Origin of the sequence: Paenibacillus cookii (assembly GCF_018333375.1) — a bacterium.
In the GTDB taxonomy this organism is placed as follows: Bacteria; Bacillota; Bacilli; order Paenibacillales; family Paenibacillaceae; genus Paenibacillus_AQ; species Paenibacillus_AQ cookii.
Map to the genome: position 1 here is coordinate 89,697 of NZ_BORW01000010.1, position 23,013 is coordinate 112,709.

The 23,013-nt window shown below is 46.7% G+C and carries 22 protein-coding genes; all 22 read left to right on the top strand.

The features are described 5' to 3' along the window. The first annotated feature begins 175 nt into the window (after window positions 1–175). The 22 genes from KI367_RS11860 (at window position 176) to KI367_RS11965 (ending at window position 22,833) form a co-directional block, all read left to right on the top strand. A complete protein-coding gene (locus KI367_RS11860; RefSeq protein WP_212949825.1) occupies window positions 176–2,887 on the top strand; it encodes a stalk domain-containing protein in 2,712 nt (903 codons plus the stop codon). Window positions 2,888–3,050: 163 nt separating this feature from the next. Next, window positions 3,051–4,205 carry a sensor histidine kinase gene (locus KI367_RS11865; protein ID WP_160044079.1) on the top strand — a complete coding sequence of 385 codons (1,155 nt, stop codon included), beginning with the start codon at window positions 3,051–3,053 and terminating at the stop codon, window positions 4,203–4,205. A 4-nt stretch (window positions 4,206–4,209) separates the two neighbouring features. Beyond that, the gene (locus KI367_RS11870; protein WP_036715364.1) at window positions 4,210–4,932 is read left to right on the top strand and encodes a response regulator transcription factor; all 723 of its coding nucleotides are present in this window, start codon (window positions 4,210–4,212) and stop codon (window positions 4,930–4,932) included. Window positions 4,933–5,102: 170 nt separating this feature from the next. Next, a complete protein-coding gene (locus KI367_RS11875) occupies window positions 5,103–5,495 on the top strand; it encodes a hypothetical protein (RefSeq protein WP_212949827.1) in 393 nt (130 codons plus the stop codon). A 201-nt stretch (window positions 5,496–5,696) separates the two neighbouring features. Then, window positions 5,697–7,673 (top strand): helicase-related protein, encoded by a 1,977-nt coding sequence (locus KI367_RS11880; RefSeq protein WP_373316226.1) that lies wholly within the window; start codon window positions 5,697–5,699, stop codon window positions 7,671–7,673. Between the two features lie 127 nt (window positions 7,674–7,800). After that, window positions 7,801–8,637, top strand: coding sequence for a ComFC family protein (locus tag KI367_RS11885; RefSeq protein WP_246536864.1), 837 nt, complete (start codon window positions 7,801–7,803; stop codon window positions 8,635–8,637). A 275-nt stretch (window positions 8,638–8,912) separates the two neighbouring features. Continuing rightward, window positions 8,913–9,323, top strand: a complete 411-nt coding sequence (locus KI367_RS11890) for a TIGR03826 family flagellar region protein (protein ID WP_212949831.1) — start codon at window positions 8,913–8,915, stop codon at window positions 9,321–9,323. Window positions 9,324–9,660: 337 nt separating this feature from the next. After that, on the top strand, window positions 9,661–9,957 hold the full coding sequence (gene flgM, locus KI367_RS11895) for a flagellar biosynthesis anti-sigma factor FlgM (RefSeq protein WP_212949832.1): 297 nt from the start codon (window positions 9,661–9,663) through the stop codon (window positions 9,955–9,957). Then, window positions 9,954–10,454 (top strand): flagellar protein FlgN, encoded by a 501-nt coding sequence (locus KI367_RS11900; protein WP_212949834.1) that lies wholly within the window; start codon window positions 9,954–9,956, stop codon window positions 10,452–10,454. The genes flgM and KI367_RS11900 overlap by 4 nt, the downstream gene beginning before the upstream one ends. 29 nt (window positions 10,455–10,483) lie before the next feature. Further along, window positions 10,484–12,043 (top strand): flagellar hook-associated protein FlgK, encoded by a 1,560-nt coding sequence (gene flgK, locus KI367_RS11905; RefSeq protein ID WP_212949836.1) that lies wholly within the window; start codon window positions 10,484–10,486, stop codon window positions 12,041–12,043. 17 nt (window positions 12,044–12,060) lie between these two features. Further along, window positions 12,061–12,957 carry a flagellar hook-associated protein FlgL gene (gene flgL / locus KI367_RS11910; protein ID WP_212949838.1) on the top strand — a complete coding sequence of 299 codons (897 nt, stop codon included), beginning with the start codon at window positions 12,061–12,063 and terminating at the stop codon, window positions 12,955–12,957. Window positions 12,958–12,979: 22 nt separating this feature from the next. After that, a complete protein-coding gene (locus tag KI367_RS11915; RefSeq protein ID WP_212949840.1) occupies window positions 12,980–13,546 on the top strand; it encodes a DUF6470 family protein in 567 nt (188 codons plus the stop codon). A gap of 51 nt (window positions 13,547–13,597) precedes the next feature. Then, window positions 13,598–14,026 (top strand): flagellar assembly protein FliW, encoded by a 429-nt coding sequence (gene fliW / locus KI367_RS11920; protein WP_212949842.1) that lies wholly within the window; start codon window positions 13,598–13,600, stop codon window positions 14,024–14,026. Then, window positions 14,027–14,242: a carbon storage regulator CsrA gene (csrA, locus tag KI367_RS11925; RefSeq protein ID WP_212949843.1), complete on the top strand. Its 216-nt coding sequence runs from the start codon at window positions 14,027–14,029 to the stop codon at window positions 14,240–14,242. Between the two features lie 108 nt (window positions 14,243–14,350). Then, window positions 14,351–15,166, top strand: coding sequence for a flagellin N-terminal helical domain-containing protein (locus KI367_RS11930; protein WP_212949845.1), 816 nt, complete (start codon window positions 14,351–14,353; stop codon window positions 15,164–15,166). 124 nt (window positions 15,167–15,290) lie between these two features. Continuing rightward, the gene (fliD, locus tag KI367_RS11935) at window positions 15,291–17,099 is read left to right on the top strand and encodes a flagellar filament capping protein FliD (RefSeq protein WP_212949847.1); all 1,809 of its coding nucleotides are present in this window, start codon (window positions 15,291–15,293) and stop codon (window positions 17,097–17,099) included. A gap of 20 nt (window positions 17,100–17,119) precedes the next feature. Next, window positions 17,120–17,479, top strand: a complete 360-nt coding sequence (locus tag KI367_RS11940) for a flagellar protein FlaG (RefSeq protein ID WP_212949849.1) — start codon at window positions 17,120–17,122, stop codon at window positions 17,477–17,479. 8 nt (window positions 17,480–17,487) lie between these two features. Then, a complete protein-coding gene (fliS, locus tag KI367_RS11945; protein WP_212949851.1) occupies window positions 17,488–17,856 on the top strand; it encodes a flagellar export chaperone FliS in 369 nt (122 codons plus the stop codon). A 53-nt stretch (window positions 17,857–17,909) separates the two neighbouring features. After that, complete coding sequence (locus KI367_RS11950) at window positions 17,910–18,212, top strand: hypothetical protein (RefSeq protein ID WP_212949853.1); 303 nt, start codon at window positions 17,910–17,912, stop codon at window positions 18,210–18,212. A gap of 31 nt (window positions 18,213–18,243) precedes the next feature. Beyond that, window positions 18,244–21,150, top strand: coding sequence for an IPT/TIG domain-containing protein (locus tag KI367_RS11955; protein ID WP_373316227.1), 2,907 nt, complete (start codon window positions 18,244–18,246; stop codon window positions 21,148–21,150). A gap of 129 nt (window positions 21,151–21,279) precedes the next feature. Then, window positions 21,280–22,485: a flagellin lysine-N-methylase gene (gene fliB, locus KI367_RS11960; protein WP_212949857.1), complete on the top strand. Its 1,206-nt coding sequence runs from the start codon at window positions 21,280–21,282 to the stop codon at window positions 22,483–22,485. 150 nt (window positions 22,486–22,635) lie between these two features. Next, window positions 22,636–22,833 (top strand): cold shock domain-containing protein, encoded by a 198-nt coding sequence (locus tag KI367_RS11965; protein ID WP_036710441.1) that lies wholly within the window; start codon window positions 22,636–22,638, stop codon window positions 22,831–22,833. Window positions 22,834–23,013: the final 180 nt, after the last annotated feature.

A 23,013-nucleotide genomic window follows, 5' to 3' on the forward strand; every position in this document is an offset into this window, starting at 1 on the left:
AATAGGACAGAGGTTACAGAAAAGTAATCTCTTAAGCTCGTAAAAGCGAACCGAATGGGCAACATTGGCCAGCGGTGGAACTTTTTTCTAAGCAGAGACGTCAGTAGATTATTAGTTTTATTCCGGTTCATAGGGTTGGAATGTGTTTTAAAAAAAGATGGGAGAGTAACGCTTCATGAAAAGAAACGGAAAGACAAGTGACAGCAAGCAGGGGATGGCGGCAAGCAAAAAGTGGATGGTCGTTTCGCTCGCGGGATTGCTTTTTATCGCCCCCGTCGTCGGCAGCGGGATTCCGCTGAACGGGCATTCCATTTCATCGGTAGCGAGCGCTGCGTCCGCATCGGTCGTCAAGCTGGATGAAAATCCGGTGACGTCGGGCGCGATGTTGACCAAATACAAGTTCACGACGACCCGTTCGGGGAAAAAGGCCACCGCTTTGGCGGACGTGATCCGGATCGATCTCCAAAACCCGTACGTCAAGATCGACGTGATGAACGGCAAAAACGGCCAGTTTACGACGAAACAAAGCACCGGCGGCATGGCCAAAGAAAACGGCGCCGTTGCTGCGGTGAACGGGGACTACTTTAATACCACCGCGGACGGCGCGCCGATCGGCGGCCAAGTGACGGACGGACAGCTTCTGTCGACGCCGTCGGACATTAAAGGGATGTATTCCTTTGCGGTGACGACGGACGGCAAGCCGATCATCGACGAGTTTGCCTTCAGCGGCTCCGTAACGGCAGAGGACGGATCGTCCTTCCCGCTCGCGGGCATCAATAAATCTTCGTATAATCCGGAAAGCAGCAGCGCGACCTACAGCCACGCGGACGCCATGTACATCTACACCAGCGCCTGGAAATCGACGGAGCGTCCGAAAAACAGCGCAACGACGCCGATCGAGGTGCTTGTTCAGAACGACGTCATTACGCAGATTTCCGACGTGGGCGGATTCGTGGGGATGCAGGTGCCGCAGGACGGATATATTTTGCGGACCCACGGCAAAGCCGCCGAATTCGTGAAAAATCATCTGGCCGTCGGCCAAACGCTGAAGACCAGCTACATGCTGAACTCGAAAACGATGGGTCAGTCCGTGGATCCCTCCAAACTGCAGACGATGATCGGCGGGCATACCATTTTGGTGAATAACGGCAAAGCCGCCGCCTTCTCCCGCGACGTGTCCAGCATCGGCGGATACCGGGCGCGGACGGCTCTCGGCTACTCGAAGGACGAGCGTTACGTCTATATCGTGACGGTAGAGAAAAACGACAACAGCTCCGGCATGTCGCTGGGCGAGCTGCAGTCGTTTATGGTCGACATCGGCGTATGGAAGGGCATGAACCTCGACGGAGGCGGTTCGACGACGCTGGTCAGCAGACCTCTGGGCGAAAATGACGCCACGCTTACCTTTCATACCGAATACGGGACGCAGCAGCGCAGCGTCGTGAACGCCGTGGGCGTGTTCTCCGAAGCGCCGAAGGGCGAACTCAAAGGCCTGAAGATCAGCGGTTCCTCGGCCATCCTGATCGGCCAGCAAGCCTCCTTTAAGTTAAAAGGCTACGACAATTACTACAATCCGGTGGATACGTCCAGCCTTACGCCGACATGGAAATCCAGCAACGGCAACATTAAAGTGAGCGGCCAGACCGTTACCGGGGTGAAGCCGGGAACCTCGACCATTACCGCGGTCAGCGGCCAGGCGAGCACAAGCATGCAAGTGAAGGTGCTGGGGGCAAGCGATTTGACCGCGCTTAACGTCGGTTCCCAAACGGCGCCGCTGCAGGCAGGCAGCACGGTATCCGTGCCGGTGACCGCCGTGACGAAGGACGGGGACAAGGTCGAAGTGCCGGAAAGCGCGCTGAAGTGGGAGTTCGTCGGCTTTAAAGGCAGCGTGAAAAACGGCAAGCTGACCGTGGCCTCCGTTGATCCGGACGTTAAAGTGGGGTATGCGATCGCCCGTTACAACGGCTTCAGCACGGCGGTCATCCTGTCGGCAGCCGGCGAAGACCTGTGGGAGAACTTCGAAAACGTCTCTTATCCGGTCCAGTTTACGAGCAATCATCCGCAAGTGACCGGCACCGCCGCCGTAACGCAAGGAACCGGGGACCATGCAGGTTCGAAAGTGCTTCAATTGACGTATGACATGACCGCGGGCACAGGCAAAATGTACGCGTACGCGGAACTGAACGGCACGGCAGGCAAAACGATTGCGGCTCCGGCCACCCGGATGTCGATCGACGTGATGGGCGACAACAGCCTGAACTGGGCCCGTGCGGAGCTGAAGGACAACAACGGTCAAACCGTCTACGTGGATCTGGCCAAGGCAATCGACTGGGACGGCTGGAAAACGATCGATGTCGACCTCAGCGATAAAGGAATCGCCTTCCCGGCCCAACTTAAGCGCGTCTATGTCGTAAACGTGGAAGAGGGACAGGACGAACGGGCGAAAACAGGCACGGTCGCATTCGACAATATCAAATTCACGATGCCGTCCCTATCCAGCGAGGCCGGCTTGCCGACCGGAAAAGTCGTGATGGCGATCGGCCAGAAGTCCTTTACCGCGAACGGACAGAGCAAAACGATGGAAGTTGCCCCCGTCATGAAGGGAGCAAGTACCTATATTCCTATCAAATACGTGCTGGATACGTTCGGAGGCCGGGCGGTATGGGATGCCGCCAATCAACGAATCACGGTGACGCGTGGTGGAAAAGTCATGGATTTGACGGTAGGAGATACGGACTTTATCCTAAACGGAAAGCGCAAAGGCGCAAATGTTGCTCCATATATTAGTAATGGTCGGACTTTAGTCCCACTTCGTCTCGTATCCGAGCAATTAGGATTAAATGTAAAATGGGAACAAAAAACGAAGACCGTCACTATCGAATCATGATATGGTATGATATGTATAGAAATGAACTAATGACCATGGATCACGGGAGTCAGTCCGGTAGAGTTCTATTTTGCGTGCGATATACAAGTTACTGTGTTCGTCGGACCGACTCGTAGCTCATTCTATATAGAACTGTAATGGTAAGAAATGGAGTAGAACGTACGTGGATTTTCAAGCCGATGCGATAGACCGCGTCATTAAGAACGCCATTCAGGTGATGGAAAACAGCAAGTATCAGATGTTCGAGATTCTTGAGGCGGCCCGGGACGAGCTGGCCTCATTGAATCAGGAGCTGCAATACGTGATGAAGGAAACGATCGAAACGCTGCAAAAGGTGGATCAGCTGGAGCTGAACTACAAGCGTTCGCGCATCCGGCTGACGGAAGTCAGCCGGGACTTCGTCCGCTACAAAGAGGATGACATCAGGCAGGCGTATGAGAAAGCGACGCAGCTGCAGCTCGATGTTATGATTTATCGCGAGAAGGAAATGTACCTGAAGGCAAGACGCGATGAATTGCAAAAAAGGGTCCGAAATGTTGAAAACTCTGTTGAACGTGCTGAATCCATCGGATCACAAATGGGTGTGGTACTGGAGTACTTGTCAGGCGAACTGGGACAGGTGACTCGGATTATCGAAACGGCGAAAAACCGTCAGTTGATCGGTCTGAAAATCATACTGGCTCAGGAAGAGGAACGCAAACGCATTGCCCGCGAAATCCATGATGGTCCCGCACAGCTGCTGGCCAATCTCGTTCTCCGCACGGAAATTGTGGAAAGAATGCTGATGAAGCAGGAATTTAAGATGGTGCAGGACGAAATATTAGATTTGAAGGGACAAGTGCGCTCCAGCCTGGAAGAAATGCGGAAGGTCATCTTTAACCTCAGGCCGATGGCTCTTGATGATTTGGGGCTGATCCCGACGCTCCGGAAATACGTGCATGATTACGAGGAGAAGACGAAAATCCGTACGATTTTCGAAACGCGGGGCAAAGAGCACCGTCTCTCTTCCGCCATGGAGGCAGCCATTTACCGCTTGGTGCAGGAAGCGCTTAGCAACGCGGCCAAGCATGCCTATCCTACTTATGTTTTAGTCGAGATTACATACCAGGCCCAGATGGTGAAAATTGTTGTTCAGGATAATGGACTCGGTTTTAAGGTGGAACTCCTGGAACAGAAATCGAAAGATCATTTTGGGTTGATCGGGATGCGCGAGAGAGTGGAGCTGCTCGAAGGAAGAATGGAACTTGAATCCGCAGAGAACCAGGGTACAAAGATCGTAATCCATATCCCAACGAACGTGGAGAAGGGAAAGGAGTAACAGGATGGAAAACAGGGATTCTGACAAAACAACCATTAAAGTCCTTTTGGCTGACGATCATCAATTGTTTCGCGAGGGTCTGAAGCGCATTTTGAACATGGAGGATGACATTGAAGTCATCGGCGAATGCGGGGACGGCATTCAAGTATTGGAATTTTGCAACGAAGAAAAACCGGACATCGTGCTCATGGACATCAATATGCCGGTCGAAAACGGCGTGGAGGCAACCGAGAAGCTGCGCGAGCTGTTTCCGGACGTGAAGGTCATCATTCTGTCCATTCACGACGACGAAAGTTATGTATTCGAAACGCTCCGCAAAGGCGCTAACGGTTACCTGCTGAAGGACATGGAGGCGGAGTCGCTGATCAATGCGATTCGTTCGGTGCAGGAAGGATACGCTTTTATTCATCCGAAAGTCACCGGTAAATTGATCCAGCAGCTGCGCCGCATGACGTTCCTGAACGAAACGGGAGCCATGGCGGAAAGCGGCGTCAGGGAAGCCGGAGTCAAATTCGTTGCCGGGGAAAATAATCCGTTGACCCGCCGCGAAGCCGAGGTGCTGCGCCTGATGGCAGAGGGCAAGAGCAATAAAATGATCGGGGAATACCTCTTCATTAGCGAAAAAACGGTGAAAAACCATGTCAGCAGCATTTTGCAGAAGATGGAGGTCGACGACCGCACGCAAGCCGTCATCAACTCGATCAAATACGGTTGGGTAACGCTATGACGCCGAGCAGCTTTGGAACTTCTGGTTCCGGCTGCCATTGTTTGTGAAATTTCCCACGGGATATAGGCTATGGACGTGACCGCCCAAAAGGGTGCGGGCTTCTGATGCGCTTTCATTCACCGACCTGCTGCGACCGGCATATATTGTTGGTAACAGGGAGGTGAGTCAGCATGTTGACCCCGTTATTGTCCATCCTTCTGGTGTATGCTGCAGCGATTGTTGCGGTTCATGCCTTTCATGCCTGGCACAAGCGACGGGAAGGGCGTGAAGTCCATTATATTCTCGTCACATCGAATCATGAACGGCAGATCGAATGGTATGTCCGCGCTTTAGGCTTATACGCCTGGGTGACCGGCAAAAGAATCGGGCTTACGGTGCTGGATCTCCATTCGGATGATGCCACGCTTGGCATTTTGAGGCGGCTTCAGGGGTTGGCCGGCATGGAGCTGTCCGTGACGACCGATGAATCGGTCTTAAGCCGTGCTGGCGGTTCCGAAGATTCGGATGTAACGACGATCGATTTGCGAAATCCGCATGAAGCGAGGCAGATTCCCTATGTTTAGGACGAAGCCCGCAAACAGCGGCATAGGGAGTATTCCGATGTGAAGCACACTTCTTAACGGGAAACCGGGGAGGTGTGCTTTTTTGCTTGGTTCAACGATATGGACGGTCATGATCGGCGAAATGTTGCGGATCGGACGGATTGGGACAAGCCCGATTGGAACGCGGCGATACATTTGGGCCGAGAATGTATCTAAGGAGGGATGCGCGTGCGGGTGGCGGTTTATGCCATTGGGCATGAAGGGAAATGGAGGATAAGACGTTCGCTGGATTTGCGGGTGGATGTTCTGTGGTGGGGGCAGCGGTTTTGCGCGACGCCAGGTTCCGCCAGGATGGTATTGTTGTCCGCGGCAACCGCGTTAAGTTCGGCCGTCCGGTTGGAGCAGCGTTTTGAGCCGCGGACGGAGATGAGCGGATGGGATCCGCGGAAGTGGGGGCTTTGGTTTCGCGAGCGGATGGAAGAGGAAGCGGGCCGGGGGATGAATGGGGATGCAGCCCTTGGTGGACAAGCGCTATTCGGCGGTTCCGGGGAGGTTCTGCATAGCGGCACCGGAGTATGGATGTGGGATTTTCGCCAGGCGATGCCCGAGCAGGTTTTGCGCCTGCTGGAGCGTCCCGCCGGACCGGGACAGGCTGCCGGCGCTTTGGCCGAGCTTGGCGGAATGTCCGATGCGCTGGTCGAGCGGGTCAGCGGCAGATCGCTGCTCGCAGCGGAGGTCGACGCGCTGCTGCAGGAGATGGCGCCGGGCCTTGCTGGCGCCTGGCACAGCGCCGCCCAGCTGGCCAGCCTGCAGGGCCGGCTGGCGCTGGACGCGGGCCTTGCGGATGCCGGCCCGCGTCGGGGAGGCGGCCTGCTGCGCATGGGCCGCCCGAGGCTCCCCCGCTGCCGGCGCTGCGGCAGCGAAGCCACGGGCCGCACGCCATGCGCCGCGTGCGGCCGCGCGGACTGCGCCTACTGCGAGGCGTGCCTCGCTCTGGGGCGCAGTCGCGCCTGTTCGCTGCTGCTCCGCTCAGCAGCGAGGGACCCGGCCGTGCGCGCAGCGGCCGGGCCGTCCACCGCCGCGGTGCGCGGGCGGTGGGGATTGAGCGCGGCGCAGGGCGATGCCGCCTGCGCCGCGCTGGGGTTCCTGGCGGAGCCGCCCCGCCGGGGCTCCGCGGCCCCGGGCGGCCGAGCGGACCGGCCGCTGGCCCCCGCCAGACATGCCCGCTTCCTTCTATGGGCCGTCACCGGCGCGGGCAAAACGGAGATGATCTTTCCGCTGCTCGGCGCGATATTGGAGAGGGGCGGCCGCGTGCTGGTGGCCACGCCCCGCCGGGACGTCGTGCTGGAGCTAGCGCCCCGGCTGGCCAAAGCCTTTCCGGACACGCGGATCGTCACCTTGTATGGAGGCAGCGACGAACGTTGGCGTGAAGGCGACCTGACGCTGGCGACAACCCATCAGCTGATGCGTTTTTATCAAGCCTTTGACCTGGTCGTCATCGACGAACTTGACGCTTTTCCTTACCACAACGACCCGATGCTGGCTTATGCGGCCGAGCATGCTTGCAAACCGGACGGAAAGTTCGTGTATCTGTCCGCGACGCCCCCGCGCCCTTTGCAAAAGGAAGCGGCCCGCGGCCGTCTGCCGCATGCGAAAGTGCCCGTCCGGTTTCATGGGCATCCCCTTCCGGTTCCCAAGCGGATCGCGCTCAAAAGCATCGAGCAATGTTTGCGCCAGCCGATGCTTTTAAAGCGGTTGTCGAGCCATCTGAGTCTGTCGTTGGAGCGGGGGGCGCAAATTTTTTTGTTCGTTTCCCGCATTCGGCATATCGATCCCCTCGTCGCCATCCTGCGCAGGATGTTGGGCGGGGTCTGCATCGAAGGCACTTCATCGGAGGACCCCTTCCGCGCGGAGAAAGTGACGCGGTTTCGCCGGCGGGAAATCAGGCTGCTGGTGACGACGACGATTTTGGAACGCGGGGTGACGGTTCCGCGCAGCGACGTTTTTATCGCGGATGCCGACAGCAGCCTTTTTGACGAAGCTTCGCTCGTGCAAATGGCCGGCCGGGCAGGCCGTTCCGCCGAGGACCCGGCAGGCCGGGTCGTGTTTGCCTCGCCGCAGTGGACGATTTCGCAGAAAAGAGCCGTCAACCAAATCAAAAGCATGAATCGCATTGCGCGGAAAAACGGGTATCTTTGAAGGACTCCTGGGCAGATCCTTCTAAGTGACGCGCGGGGGGATTTTCCCGTCCAGTGAGCTCACAACGAGAGAATGTCGATGCCGTGCCTGCCTATATTTTATCAACCATTAGGAGGGGTAAAGCGAGATGAGTTCGTTAAGTTCATCCATTTCCCGATTTATTCGCGAGCTTCTGGCTCCGCCGGGAGACGTTTGCCTGACATGCGGCAGCAGGACGAAACTCGTTCGGGAATGGCCGGGGATATGCCGGCGCTGCGCCGGGGCGATCCCGTGGATTTTTCGGCCCCGTTGCGCGCATTGCGGGAGAGCCATCGGCTGTCCGGATTGCCTGCGGCCCGATGCCCGGCTGCGGTCTTTTGTCATGAACCGAAGCGCGGTCAGATACAACGAGATGATGCGGGAATGGCTCGCCCAGTATAAATACCGGGGACATGAGAGGTACGCAGCGTTAATCGTAAAAATGCTCAGCCATGCTTTTGTGAGGATGCAGCACGAGATCTCTTCCTTGCAGCGGCAACCCAGCCTGTCCCGAACTGACCAGCTTTGGCGGCCGGATCTCGTGACGTACGTCCCTGTCAGTTCAGCCCGGCTCGCGGAGCGGGGATTCAACCAGGCTCAGGTGTTTGCCGAAGGTTTGGGGCGGCTTCACGGGCTTACGGTCGCCGACCTGCTTGTGCGAAGCAGGCATACCGAAAAACAAAGCTTCAAAACACGGCTCGAGCGAATCCAATCGATGCGAAGCGCTTTTGAGTTTAGCGCAAGGGGTTTTCATATTTGTGAAAACAGCAGCCGGGTTATCCCTCCGTCGGATGCCGTCCCGGGAACGATGCGGATTTTGATCATAGACGACATTTATACGACCGGGGGCACCCTTAATGCCTGCGCGACCGTGATCCGGCAGGGCGTCAGGCGGGAGACCGGCATGGATCCCGAAATCTATAGTTTGACCTGGGCCCGTTCGTAGCGGGCTTTTGCGCATGTCCTGAGTTTGTAGAGAGCAAACGTCTCCGGGATATTTTCATGGAAATCATTTGGGCTAAATCCCGTTAGTTATCAAAATGTCTGGTTTAAATATGTGACGGAATTCGCTCAGAAGATTTGAGGGATAGACGAAGTGCGGGAGAATAAGGTAATCTAGTGGTATATCATATTTGTTGTACTTTAAGGATCCGTCACAATTCGAAACGGTTTTTCGCGAATTTGGCCATACTTTTGAGGAAACACGGGAGGTCGTAAAACATGAATCTGGCAAATTGTCCCCGCTGCGGCAAATTGTTTGCGGCTAATTTCAGAGACATATGCCCAAACTGCATCAAGGATATTGAACATGAATACGAGATTTGCGTTCAATATTTGCGTGAAGAGAGAGGGGCAACGATTCAGGAGCTTTCCGAGGCGACCGGAGTCTCGGTCAAGCAGATCACCCGGTTTATACGCGAGGGCCGCATTTCCGTCATGAACGCCCCGAATTTGATGTATCCATGCGAGGTATGCGGAACCTTGATTCGCGAGGGGCATATGTGCGACTCTTGTCGCACTCGGCTGACGAAGGAGCTGACCCGGGCCGCGAGCAGCGAGTCAAATAAGACGTTAGGCACGGGGGAAGCAGGCGAAGGAGCCTACCGCGTGGTGGATAAATTTCATAAATGACGTACCAATAGCCTAAAAACAACATAAGCTATTAACAATGTTTCTATGACGACCGATAAACTTAGTAAAGCTTATCGGTTGTCTTTTTAGATACGGAAACTTTTGAGTTTTCATGCAACTAAGGCGAAGTCCGATCCGTATCAAAAGCAACATGTGAAACGCGACCTATCTTCGGAGAAAATACAAACGCCAGACATTTTTCTTTTAGAATATAGCGTCTTCTATTGGCAGCGATGCCGAAGCTAACCTATATTCGCAAGGGAACTTCTGCAAAAGCGGCCTGTCCGCAACAAGTCGCAGCGATAGACGTTTTTTATTCAAAGTGAGGTGAACAAACATGAAAGTGAACGACACAGGACGGTTAGGCGGTATTAATCCATACCAGCGAAATGTGGAATCACGCGAACATCATGTTGAGAAAAAGAAACGGCAAACAGACCAGGTGTCCTTTTCGCCGGAAGCTCTCGAAATGCTGGATGACGCCAAACGGGCCCAGGACCCGGAACGCGCCAAACGAATTCAGCAGCTGAAAGAGTCCGTGGCGACGGGAACCTACCATGTGGATGCGGGCAAGCTCGCCGAAAAGCTGATGCCGTATTTCAAATCCTACAGTAAATCAGGTGACAAAGAGTGAGCGTAGAGCAGGTCATCAAGGAATTGAATTCATTGAATGAAATTTATGAACAACTGTTGGATACGGCGCAAATAAAGAAAACGGTTGTCATTAATAACGACGTAGCCGAATTAACCCGATTAATGACGCTGGAAAATCGACTATTAAAGCAGATTGATCATATCGAGCAACGTCGGGCAGTTTCGATGAGTGCCTTCCTAAAAGAAAAGGGAATAAGGTCTAACCTAAACTTGACTATTACCGAAATAGCAAGGCTTGTTTTTGACCCTGACGAAAAAAAAGCTCTTCTTGAGATTAGGGACACTTTGGTTGAAAATGGCCGTGCCCTCAAAAGGGAAAACGAAATTATCCAGCAATTGATAGAACAATCCATGCAGTTCATTGATTTTTCTTTAAATATTCTGATCGATCATGAAGATGACTTAATATACCAGAACCCTGCACAACAATCTTCACAGTATCCTAAAAACACCCATTTCTTGGATACTAAAGCTTAATTTATTCGAAAAATTGCGAGGGGATACACATGACTTCTACATTTCATGGCATAGAAACTTCCAAGCGAAGTTTGTTTACCCAAATGGCCGCGATGAACACGACTGGCCATAATATTGCAAATGCCAATACGCAAGGCTATTCCCGTCAGTCTGTTGGAATGGCTGCTACAAGACCTCTCGAATATCCCGGCTTATATAAATCAACAGCGCCAGGGCAATTAGGAACGGGAGTAGAAGTTAGCTACATCAAAAGAATTCGGGATACTTTTCTGGATGATCAGTTTCGGGACACCAATCGCTCTTTGGGCGAGTGGGAAGCGCAAGCGGGGACGCTCTCTAAATTGGAAAAAATATTTAACGAGCCGTCAGAAACAAGCTTGACTACAGTAATTGATAACTTTTGGAAATCCTGGTCTGAACTAAGTAAGGATCCTGAGAATGTGACGGCAAGAAAGATTGTGAAAGAGAACGCTTTGGCGATGGTGGATGCTTTTAATGAAATTAGCAAAAAGTTGACGGATATGCAGCAGGATCTTACGACAAGCCTTTCTATGAACGCGCAAAATATTAATACTTTGACGAAGCAAATTGCAGATCTTAATAGACAAATATACAAAATCGAAGGAACCGGCGATAACGCAAATGATTTAAGGGATCAGAGGGATCTAATCGTTGATCAGTTGTCCAAACTTGCTAATGTTACTGTTGTTGAAGATGACATCGGGTACAGGGTAGCAATGGGTGGGATGGAATTAGTTAACGGCGAGAATTCCACGGATACTACGGCTGCCGATTGGGAGGGTGCATATTCCGGTAAAACACTAACTAGTGGTGAAATGTTTGGGACTATTAAATCCAGAGATGTTATTGTTAAAGATTATATTGACCAACTCGATCAACTCGCAAATTCAATAGCAAATGGGGAAGTTGAAATTACAGTCCCTGCGGGCTCTGTACTTCCTGAAGGAACCGTATTAAACGGGGTTACGTATAGCGGGGCAAATAGAACGCTGACTCAAGATCTCACCACAACGGTAAAAGGCATAAACGGTTTGCATCAATTAGGTTATGTATTTGGTCCTCCGGCAACGAAAGGAGTAGACATTTTTACTTCGATCGGGGGGAACATAACAGCAGGTACTATTCAATTAAACCCGGTGATTGATAAGGATCCTAATCAAATCGCCTCAACTTTGCGTGTAACAACAGGTACAAATGGAGATGTGGCTGTCAAGGGTAACAACACCCTTGCCTTGTTGATGTCTCAACTCAAAGATAGCAAATTTACATTCAACCCGATTGCAAGTAATAATGCTTTTACTAAAGGAACTGTAGATGACTATTACCGATCTATTATGGGACAATTGGGTGTTGAAAGTAGAGAAGCACAGCGTCAGGAAAGCAACAATCAGTTACTTGTAGACCAGGTGGATTCACGACGACAATCAGTAAGCGGAGTATCTATGGATGAGGAAATGGCGAATCTGATCAAATTCCAGCATGCATACGGGGCAGCCTCACGTTTTATGACTACAATGGATCAAAATTTGGACAAGATCATTAACAGTATGGGAATTGTAGGAAGATAAGAAAGGAGTGATGATGATTGGCACTGAGAGTAACACCGGGCATGATGAATCTGCAGATGATGAGAAATATTAATTCGAATCTTTTTCGAATGGACAATAATCAGAATGTTTTATCTACCGGAAGAAAGCTCAATAAACCTTCGGATGACCCCGTAGGTATCACTTATTCGTTAAGGTACCGCAGTGAGCTTTCGATTAATGATCAATATCAGAAAAATGCTGATGCTGCTACTTCGTGGCTGAATTATACAGATACGGTGTTAAACCAGCTAAATGATGCATCTCAGCGGGCCTACCAATTATTGGTTCAGGGCGTTAATGGAACCAATCCTCAAGAAGCTATTGATGCAGTCAATGTAGAGATAAAGCAAATCTATGAGCAAATAGTAACTTTAGGAAACAGTAAATTTAACGATAAATATATTTTTAATGGACAACTTACGGATCAGGCTCCTTATGATGTTACGAATGCTCCGACACAAGGAACGGATACGATGGGGATTACGTACAAGTTTACCGAGGGTGCTTCATTGCCGATTAATGTGACGGGAGAGGATGTGTTCGGTAAATCCTCTGATCCAGATAACCTGTTTGGGGTGCTGACAAGAATTCAAAACGCTCTAGCAGTCGGAGATCAACGAAGTGCTCAAAATGAACTTAACTTGTTGAACAGCAGATTAACTAAGATTAATGAAGTACGTTCGGAGATTGGTGCTAGAACCAATAGGGTAGAATTAATAAGCAATAGGCTCAGCGATCTTGAAATCAACCTTACTTCAATGCAATCTAAAACCGAAGATGCGGACTACGCTGAAACGATCATGAAGTTTAAACAAGATGAGAGTGTATATCAAGCATCCTTGGCTACAAGCGCCAAAATAATGCAAACCAGTCTTCTGGACTATTTACGTTAATCATAGTTTAAGGGTGTTTTGAATGAATTTGTTGCGCCTATCGATTCGCCAGAATTTTGCTTCTATTGGAATTGAAACAAATCGAGCGAGACTTGATATCGAATCACCGCCAGGGGATCTTGAAATCCAGAGCAGTCCTTCCGTAATGAAGGCAAATACAGACAAGGAGAAATTAACTATCGACAGTTCCAGAGCCTGGATGGCATTGGGTAAGGGCTATCACATGGAATGGTTGAGGCTAATCTCAAGTCAAATGAATCAGGAACTTTTGCTTAATGTATCACGAATTGTGGAAGAAGGAAATCAACTCGCTAAGTTCGCAAAACAAGGAAGTTCAATCGCTGACATGGTTGTCAAGCGCACTCAGGAAAAATCCTCAATTCAGTGTACGGGCGATGCCTCTTGTGCAAATGTTGATGTTCAATATACTCCTGCTAAAGTAGAGCTGGAGTGGTCACCGCAGAAAATAGATATGACTTATACTCCACAGCAACCTCGTACTTCCTATGTAGATGGCAAGGTAGACATTTATATCAAGAATAAAAACAGTCTGACAATGTGGGTCAGCAACTACGATACTTATGCTTGAAAAACTATGGCTTGTCTAGCTGTAGTTTTTTCTTTATTGGAGGTAGCTATTGTGCAAAAGATAATTGATAATAATAAAAGTTTCAAAGTATCCTTTTCCGGCAGCATATTAGGATTCGAAGAATTGGACGAATTTGAACTGGAGATCGTTAAGGATACTCCTTTTCTGTACCTGAGAAGTCTCGATAATCCAGAAATATCTTTTGTAACAACGTCACCATTTGAATGGTATAATACCTACTCGATTCATTTGGAAGAACAATTAAAGACTCATTTAATGATTGATGATCCGGAGGATGTTCTCGTATTAAGTATAGTGACAATAAGGGATTCATTAAGTACCTCCACCATTAACTTGTTGGCTCCGTTGATTATTAATCTGAATGAACGTATTGGAACCCAGCAAGTGCTTCAAGGTGGAATTTATAGAGCCAATCACCCTCTGATTGTTCAGAAGCATAAGGAAAGGGGAGAGGAATAATTGCTGGTACTCTCAAGGAAGCGTGGAGAATCTATTCTTATTAATAACGAGATCGAGATATTTGTTGCATCTGTAGATGGCGAGAGTGTGAAGCTTGGAATTAAAGCGCCGGAGAGTGTTGTTATTTTGAGGAAGGAACTGGTGGATGAGGTGAAAGAAAGTAATCGAGAAGCAAGTTCTGGAACCCCGGATCTGCTATTAAAATTAAAAAAATAATTTTATTGTCGGGTATCAACTTTTCAAAATTCCATCCGATAAATATATTGTAAGGCAAAATGCCTACTTCACAAGGATGTGAATTTTTAAACTCAAGGAGGAAGAGCAATGATTATCAACCACAATATTAACGCAATGAACTCTCATCGTAACCTGGTGTTCAACAACACCCAACAAGGCAAATCCAGTGAGAAATTGTCTTCCGGTTACCGCATCAACCGTGCTGCCGACGATGCAGCTGGTCTTGCAATTTCCGAAAAAATGCGCGCACAAATCAAGTCCTTGAATCAAGGTATGCGTAACGTGCAAGACGGTATCTCTTTGGTGCAAACTGCTGAGGGTGCAATGACCGAAGTATCCGATATGTTGGGACGCATGAAGGAATTGGCGACTCAAGCAAGTAACTCTACTTACACGACAAACGACTACACAGCAATGAACCAAGAATATCAGCAATTGAAATCCGCAATTGATGATATTGCAACAAAAACGACTTTCAACGGCCAAAAGTTGCTTGACGGCACTGGCTCTGACACTACTGACATTCAGTATGGATCGAACTCTGGCGACAAAGTGACAATTGACCTGAGTAAAATTAATGTAGCAGCTGCTAACCTTGGTTTGACTGGTGTTGATAGTGCAGCTAACGCTCAAAATGAACTGAAAAATGTTGATAATGCAATTGAGAAAGTAAACACAGCCCGCGCGACCTTAGGTGCTTATCAAAACCAACTGGATCACGTTTACAATAACATTGGAACAACAGCTGAGAATCTTCAAGCTGCTGAATCCCGTGTGCGTGACACAGACATGGCTCAGGAAATGATGAACTACACGAAATTCAATATTCTGCAACAAGCTTCTACAGCAATGCTGGCACAAGCTAACCAAGCGCCGCAAGGTGTTCTGCAATTGTTGCGTTAATCATCTTGTTGGTCCTTGAAAAGCCCGCTATTACATAGCGGGCTTTTCCCATATCAACTCTAATAAATATTAAGTGAATATACGATAATAAATATAGAAAAACAAGATTAGGGAGGCTATGAAAATGCCAATGAGAATCACGGGTATGGCATCCGGAATGGATATTGACTTGATTGTCAAGCAACTAATGACGGCCGAAAAAATTCCATACACCAAAGTACTTCAGAAGCGGGATTTACTTGACTTTAAGATGAATGCGTATCGAGATGTGAACCTGAAGTTAAGTTCCTTCCGGGATAGTTTGCAAACTTTTCGATTAACTAGCAATTTGGCGGGCTCCAAGTTTACATCATCTGATAATTCCAAAGTTACCGTATCAGGGAGTTCTACCCAAACCGGCTCCCATTCGATCGAGGTTTTGGAGCTGGCGTCGAATGCCATTAAATCAAGCGGGAGTAGTGTGTCGAGGGTAGGCTTAACCGGTGATGGTCTTCAGGCTACAACAACTATTACTAAGGGCTCCAATGACAGCTTTAGCATTTCACTGAACGGTGTAACCAAATCAATTACTTTGGATGAGGGCAGCTATACACCTGATCAATTGCAAGTACAACTACAAAGTAAAATTGATCAGTCATTTGGACCTAATCGGATTAAGGCTTCGCTTAATGGAAGTCAATTACAACTTGATGCCATAGGAACGGCAGGTTCTCTTCCCCCAATTACATTATCTGAAGGTAATGGCGGACTTACTGCTTTAGGATTCAAAGGGGGACAGACTTCGAAAATCAATCTAACGGCGCCACTCAGTGAAATAGCGAAACAATTTAATACGAATCTAATTGTTCCGAACGGAACGGGGACTGACAGCTTCAAAATCAATGGCGTTGAAATTACCTATTCAGGTAGTGATAGTCTGCAAAGCATCATAAATAAGGTGAACCAATCGGCTGCAGGCGTGAACATGTCTTATGATGGCGTATCGGACAGGTTTACATTTACGACTAAATCTACTGGGGCTGCATCACAGATCAAATTTGAGAAAGTCTCGGGCAACTTTTTGGACGCAATCGGTGTCGATTTAACAGTGGCGACAGGTAAAGATGCAAAGGTGAAAATTGACGGTGTGGATTCTTATAGAGATTCCAATACTTTTACCGTTGATGGAGTAAATTACACCTTACTAGATAAAACTACCTCTCCTGTTACCGTTAAAGCCGACAGAGATATCGATGGAATGGTAGATAAAATCAAGAATTTCGTTAACCAGTACAATGAAATAATGGAACTGGTTAACACAAAAATTACTGATAAAAGAGTTAAGGGATACGACCCATTGACATCTGAGCAAAAGGAGGCAATGAGTGAAAACGACATCAAACTATGGGAAGACAAAGTGAAAACAGGTCTTCTGCATAATGATTCTACGTTGAGCGGTCTGGTTTCTGCGATGAGGGGAATTGTTATAGCCTCTGTTGATGGCGTGCCTCAAGAATTTAATTCTTTATATAAGATCGGAATTACTACGAGCAAGTTTGTTCCCGGGGGATATAATCCCAAAGATGCTGGTAAGCTGGTTATTGATGAAAGCCAGTTAAGAAAAGCTCTGGAGCAAGATCCGGATGCCGTGGTAGCCATGTTTGATAACTTCTCCGCCGATACAAACTCAAAGGGGATTGCACATCGCCTTTATGAGACTTTGAATACTACAGTGTCGGCAATTAGTCTAAAAGCAGGCAGAAGTGGTGGAGGACTGATGGATGCATCCACGGAATTAGGCCGACAGTACTCTAGGTTACAGCAGGATGTGGCTGAGTGGGACGCTAGACTTTTGAAAAAAGAAGATCAATACTACAAAAAGTTTTCGGCTATGGAAAAGGCATTAGAAAATAATAATAGCCAAATGGCCTGGTTGAGTAAACAATTCGGATAAATGATGAGGGAGGTAGTCATATGGATGTTTTAAATAGTCCAATACTATCGTCGCTCGGCCCAAAAAAAAGCACCGATGAAGTTTCATTCACTGTGGTTGGTGGCGAATATTCGGAATTGGCGCAAAAACAAAAGTATGAACGATTATCTGTTTCAGAACAAGCGGTGTTAGACGCGATTAACAAAGTCAATAAGGTACTGGAAGGTACTCCGCAAAAGTTTGAATACAAAGTTCACGAAAGTACCGGAGAATTGATCGTAAAAGTTATCAACAAGGACAGCAATTTGGTAATCAGGGAGATTCCTCCAGAAAAAATTCTTGATCTCGTGGAGAAGTTGCAACAGTTGGCTCGGGGAGCATTTATTGATGAGAAGAGGTGAATGATCTAATGAATAAGGCACAAAACACCTATTTTAATACGCAGGTCAATACTGCTAATCCTGGAGAACTAACTCTGTTGTTATACAGCGGATGCGTCAAATTCCTTCGATTGGCATTAAAGGGCTTAAAGGATGGCAATTTTGAAGAAAAAAGTACTTACTTGGCCAAGGCTACAAATATTATCGACGAGCTTTTAGTCACTCTTGACATGAAGTACGAGATTTCTCATTCTCTATCTAGTCTTTATCTGTATATCAAAGAGCTAATCATTAAAGCGGATGTCAGATCACAAGAGGAGCCACTTTTAGAGAGCATTAATTTAATGAAAGAACTGAGAGATACTTGGAACGAAGCATTGAAATTGGTGAAATCATGAATATCTTAACTTTAGCCAGAAGTTTGTATGAATTAACTGAGGAGATGTCACATTTGTCAACCGATAGGGATGACTTTCTCGAAGAGTTTGAAGCTATTGAATCAAAGAGAAGTCTCGTCAGGAAACAGATCGAAGACTATCAAGCCGATCACAATATCATAAGTTGGTCTGATGAAGTTAAATCGATATTTCGTCAGTGTGTTGTTCTGGAGAAGGAAATGTCGGTTCGCTTTACTCTCGAAAAAGATCAGGTAGTTTCAATGATGTCAAAGGTAGGAAATGCAAAAAAAGCTCGCCAGATTTATGGCAATGAAAGTCCAATGGAATATGGTGCCTTTATAGATCGAAGTAACTAACTTATTCTATTGTTTAATATTTTAAGGAGGCATGCAAGTGAAAAAGTTTTCGAAGTACCCTGCAATAATTATTGCAATTTTGTTATTAATTACGGGATTACCAATTATCCCAACAACAAGTGCTGCAACAGGAGATTACATTAACGTAACACGTACTGTCAATCCTACGACAATCACTGTCAACGATGAAGCAGAGGTTTCGTTAAATATTCAAGGAACACCGCCGGTTAATGTTGTTAAGCCTAATGATGTCATTTTGATCATTGATAAATCAGGAAGTATGTCGACTGAAAATAAAATGACAAATGCTAAAGAAGCGGCTAAAGGTTTTATTGATTTAATGGATTTTAAGGTGCATCGTGTAGGAGTCGTAGACTATAGTTCAACTAATAATGTTAAGTTGTTTCCACTTGGCACAGATGCGAGTGCAGCAAAAAACTATATTTCGGGGATTACTGCTAATGGGGGCACAGCAACGGGAGCGGCCATAGATATGGCAATGACAGAATTGCTTAACGTTCGGGATGAAGCCCAACCCGTTATAGTTTTGATGACGGATGGAGATGCAACGGAACCATCAGGCACTGCATATCAATACGCATTACAAAAGGCAAACGAGGCTAAAGAGCAAGGGATCGTGTTCTATACAATTGCTTTATTGAATGCAAATGATAACCCGGATACAAGTAAACCGAATTTGCTCCTTAAGGATATGGCAACGACTTCGAATCATCATCATTTTGTATTAGGATCTCAGGGGTTGGCTGAGATATACGCAGCAATCGTTAAAGAAATTGGCGTTGCAAGTGCATATGATGTAACGGTCACAGACACGGTTGCTCCCAATTTTGAAGTAGTACCGGGTTCCTATGATAATAATATTCCAAAACCAGAGGTAAATGGAAATACTCTGACTTGGAAGTTCAATGAACTAAAAGATAAGAACCTGACATTTACTTATAAGATTCGTCCTAAAGACAAGAATAAAAACGGAAACTTTGATGTTGCTGATACAAGCTCTGTAATTACCTATAAGGATTATGCAGGAGCTATGCGCACCAAGAGTATTCCTAATGCTAGACTTCAGGTTAAGCTACCTGCTCCTGTAATCAAAACGGTTGATCCGGCAACGGGACATCCACAAGGCGGAAATAAGGTTACGATAACAGGTGAAAATTTCGTTCAGGGCGCGAAGGTTACTTTCGGAAGCACATCCGTAAATGTAAGCTTCATTGATTCTGAACATTTGGAAGTTACAGCCCCAGCAGGAAGTCAAGGAGAAGTAATGATAACAGTTACAAATCCGGATAACCAAAAAGCAATCGGTAATTATGCTTATCAAGCTGATCCAGTTATAAGCTCTATTAACCCAGGAACTGGGCCTTTTGAAGGCGGCAACAATGTTACGATTCAAGGCAATTATTTTATGAAAGGCATTCAAGTACTCTTTGGCGGAAAACCGGCTCAAGTCACTATGAATTTGTCTGCAACGTATTTAGTAGTTACTGCACCTCCTGCAGACAATGCAGGCCCCGTAGATTTGCAGTTTATCAATCCGGATGGTACTAAGACCGCTGTCCCCAATGGTTACACATACCAGGAAAAACTTGTCCCTAAACTTGAAATTACATCCATAGCTCCCGATAAAGGGTCAACTGAAGGTGGGACAACAGTTTATGTTAATGGTAAACTTATTTCTCCAAAGGTGAGAGTTTTCTTTGGTGAAAAAGAGGCAAATGTAGCAACATATTTTAGCGATAAACAAGTTCAAGTCATTTCTCCATCGAACAGCTTGGCAGGAGCTGTAGACGTAAAGATAATAAACCCGGACGGTCAAGAAGCCGTACTGCCAAAAGGGTTTACTTATGAGGAACCTCCTAAGTTAAATCCGCCAACAATTACATCGATTACACCAACAGAAGGCGTTCTTACTGGTGGAAATACAGTTTATATTAATGGTTCTAATTTTGCTAACGGTACTAAAGTCTTTTTCGGCTCCAATGAAGCTACTGTAAAACTTAATACTTCTGGAAAAACATTAACGGTAACTGCTCCTGCAGGGGTAGCCGACGGTGTTGTAGATGTTAAGGTCGTGTTACCTGATACTCAGACTGCAACATTGCCATCTGCATATAAGTACTATACACCGCTTCCTGACCCGATAACGTTCACAGCGATCTCTCCAAATACGGGCTCTATATTAGGCGGAAATGTAGTGTATATCCAAGGTACAAATTTTAAATCAGGGATGACCATTGAATTTAATGGGGTAAGAGGTACAGTAAATAGTATAACCAATTCAAACAATGCTACTGTAACGGTACCAGCTTCCTCTGTAGTAGGAACAGTCGATGTCGTTATTACGAACCGTGACGGGGGGACGGCAACGTTGTCTCAAGCGTATACCTATCAACCAGTTCAACCCCGGATTACGAGTCTAACACCTAATAAAGTTATAAATAATAAAGGTGGTACAGTATACGTTAGTGGAGAGTACTTTGAGAAAACGATGACACTCACGGTTGGTGGGGTAAACGTCCCAATCGCTTCGTATACTAGTGATAAAGCTTTCAGCTTCAACGCTCCTATACTTTCGACTGTGGGCGATGTTCCCGTCATACTGACTTTCGCGAATGGCCAGACCGCATCAGGCAACCTGCTTTATGAAGCTCCAGCTCCAGCCCCAGCCCCAGTTATCACGAGCCTAACCTATACAAGCGGACCTGCTGCCGGCGGAGGCACGAATTATATTTACGCTAAAAATATTACCAAAGACATGGTAGTTTATTTCGGTACGACAAAGGCAACTGTAACAGGAACTTACAACGGGTATCTACAAGTCAAAATACCGCCTGGAGTAGCTGGCGAGACCGTACAAGTTCAAATTTTTAATAATGAAGGAACAGGCAGTAATACCGTGAGCTACACCTATAAGTAATAGCTTTTTTAAGCAGGGTGTCTATGAGATGCCCTGCTTAAACATTAGAGAAAGCAATCAACAATTATAGTCGTTTCTGCGATAAAATGCAGCAATGGAGGTCTGAGTTCTCCTAGAAAGGAATTAAACATGAAAAAAAAATTTGTCGTTTTAAAACCTCAATATATGAATCAATTTCAATGTATTGGACCGTCCTGCCCAGATACTTGCTGTGCAGGCTGGAAAATAGATATTGATAAGAGAACTTATAAAAATTACCGAAATATTAGAAATAAAGATATTGCAAACAAAGTGTCGGAATTTGTTGTTAGAAACAAGGAAGAGTCGAACGATGAAAAGTATGCATATATTCAGGCGAAAGAGGGCGCATGTGGATTTCTGAATAATGGATTATGTGATATTCAACTAAATTTTGGGGAAGACTATCTTTCGAAAACTTGTCTAACCTATCCACGTGTTTTTAATTTTGTAGATGAACGCGTGGAATTATCCGCCAAATTATCATGTCCGGAGATCGCCAGACTGGCATTATCGAATGAAAAGCCAATGGAATTTGATTTAGATGAGGAAGTGTTAGATGCAAGGCACCATTATAGTAGGGCATTAAGCACGACCAGTATCTGGCATAATTGCTTTTGGGAAATCAGAACCTTTGTAATAGACTTGCTTCAAAACAGAGACTTTACGGTCTCTGAGCGAATGATCTTATTAGGCATGTTTTGTGAAAAATTAAATTCAGTAGTTGATTCTGATGATAAATCCATTATCCTTAAGGTAATAAGTGACTTTAAAGTAAGAATGCATATGAGTGCTACGAAACAACAACTAAATGAGTTGCCGATGGTCATTCATGTACAGATAAAATTATTAATGGAAATGATCTATTTTAGGCAAAGTAATCATGCTAAATTTAACGAATATTCCAAGCAAAGCAATGTTGCATTTTCTATAGAAACAATGGATGCAAAAGTTGTTGAGGAATGTTTCGTGAGAGGGTTTGAGAAGTACTATAAACCATTTATTGAAGAACATTCTTATGTTCTGGAAAATTTTTTGGTAAATCAAGTTTTTGAACGTCTTTTCTTAATCGGAAATCATGTTAATGTTCTGGATGACTATATCTTACTTGTTATTTTATATAGTATTGTAAGGTTTTATATACAAGGGGTTGCAACATACAATAAGCAGATGTCTCTGGATGAAGCGATTAGCATAATTCAAACATGTGCAAAAGTTATTGAACATAGCCCGGCTTTTCTTAAAAACCTGAGTGAACATATCAAGAATTCGGAATTCGACACATGGGCACTTTTAATGGTATTAGTTAAGGAATGAAGTCAGGTTTTCCTTGTAAGGCCAAGTATTTGTATTTTAATTCCAATAAACCATTTTCCTTTCCAATTGACAACGAACAAGCCTGAGTGGTATATTCAGGAATGTGGACGAAAGTCACACTTTATTTGATGACGAAGGGAATGTTTGTGCATGCAAGGTAAAGTAAAATGGTTTAACGCAGAAAAAGGGTATGGCTTCATCGAAACTGCTGAAGGCGGCGACGTATTCGTACACTTCTCCGCAATTCAAGCTGAAGGTTTCAAAACTTTGGAAGAAGGTCAAGACGTTGAATTCGACATCGTCGAAGGCGCTCGCGGACCTCAAGCTGCTAACGTAATCAAATTATAATCATCCGGCAAGGCCGACCTACATATACGGTTAGATGGTTAAGTAATTGAAAAGCGATAGCATGAAGCCCTGGAGAAATCCAGGGTTTTTTTGTGCTTTCGTTTTTTTGTTTCTCCCCGTTTCGTTTCTGCTTGTTTCGGTAAAACCGAGATCCTGGGCAATGGCAAGCTGCGAGCTGCA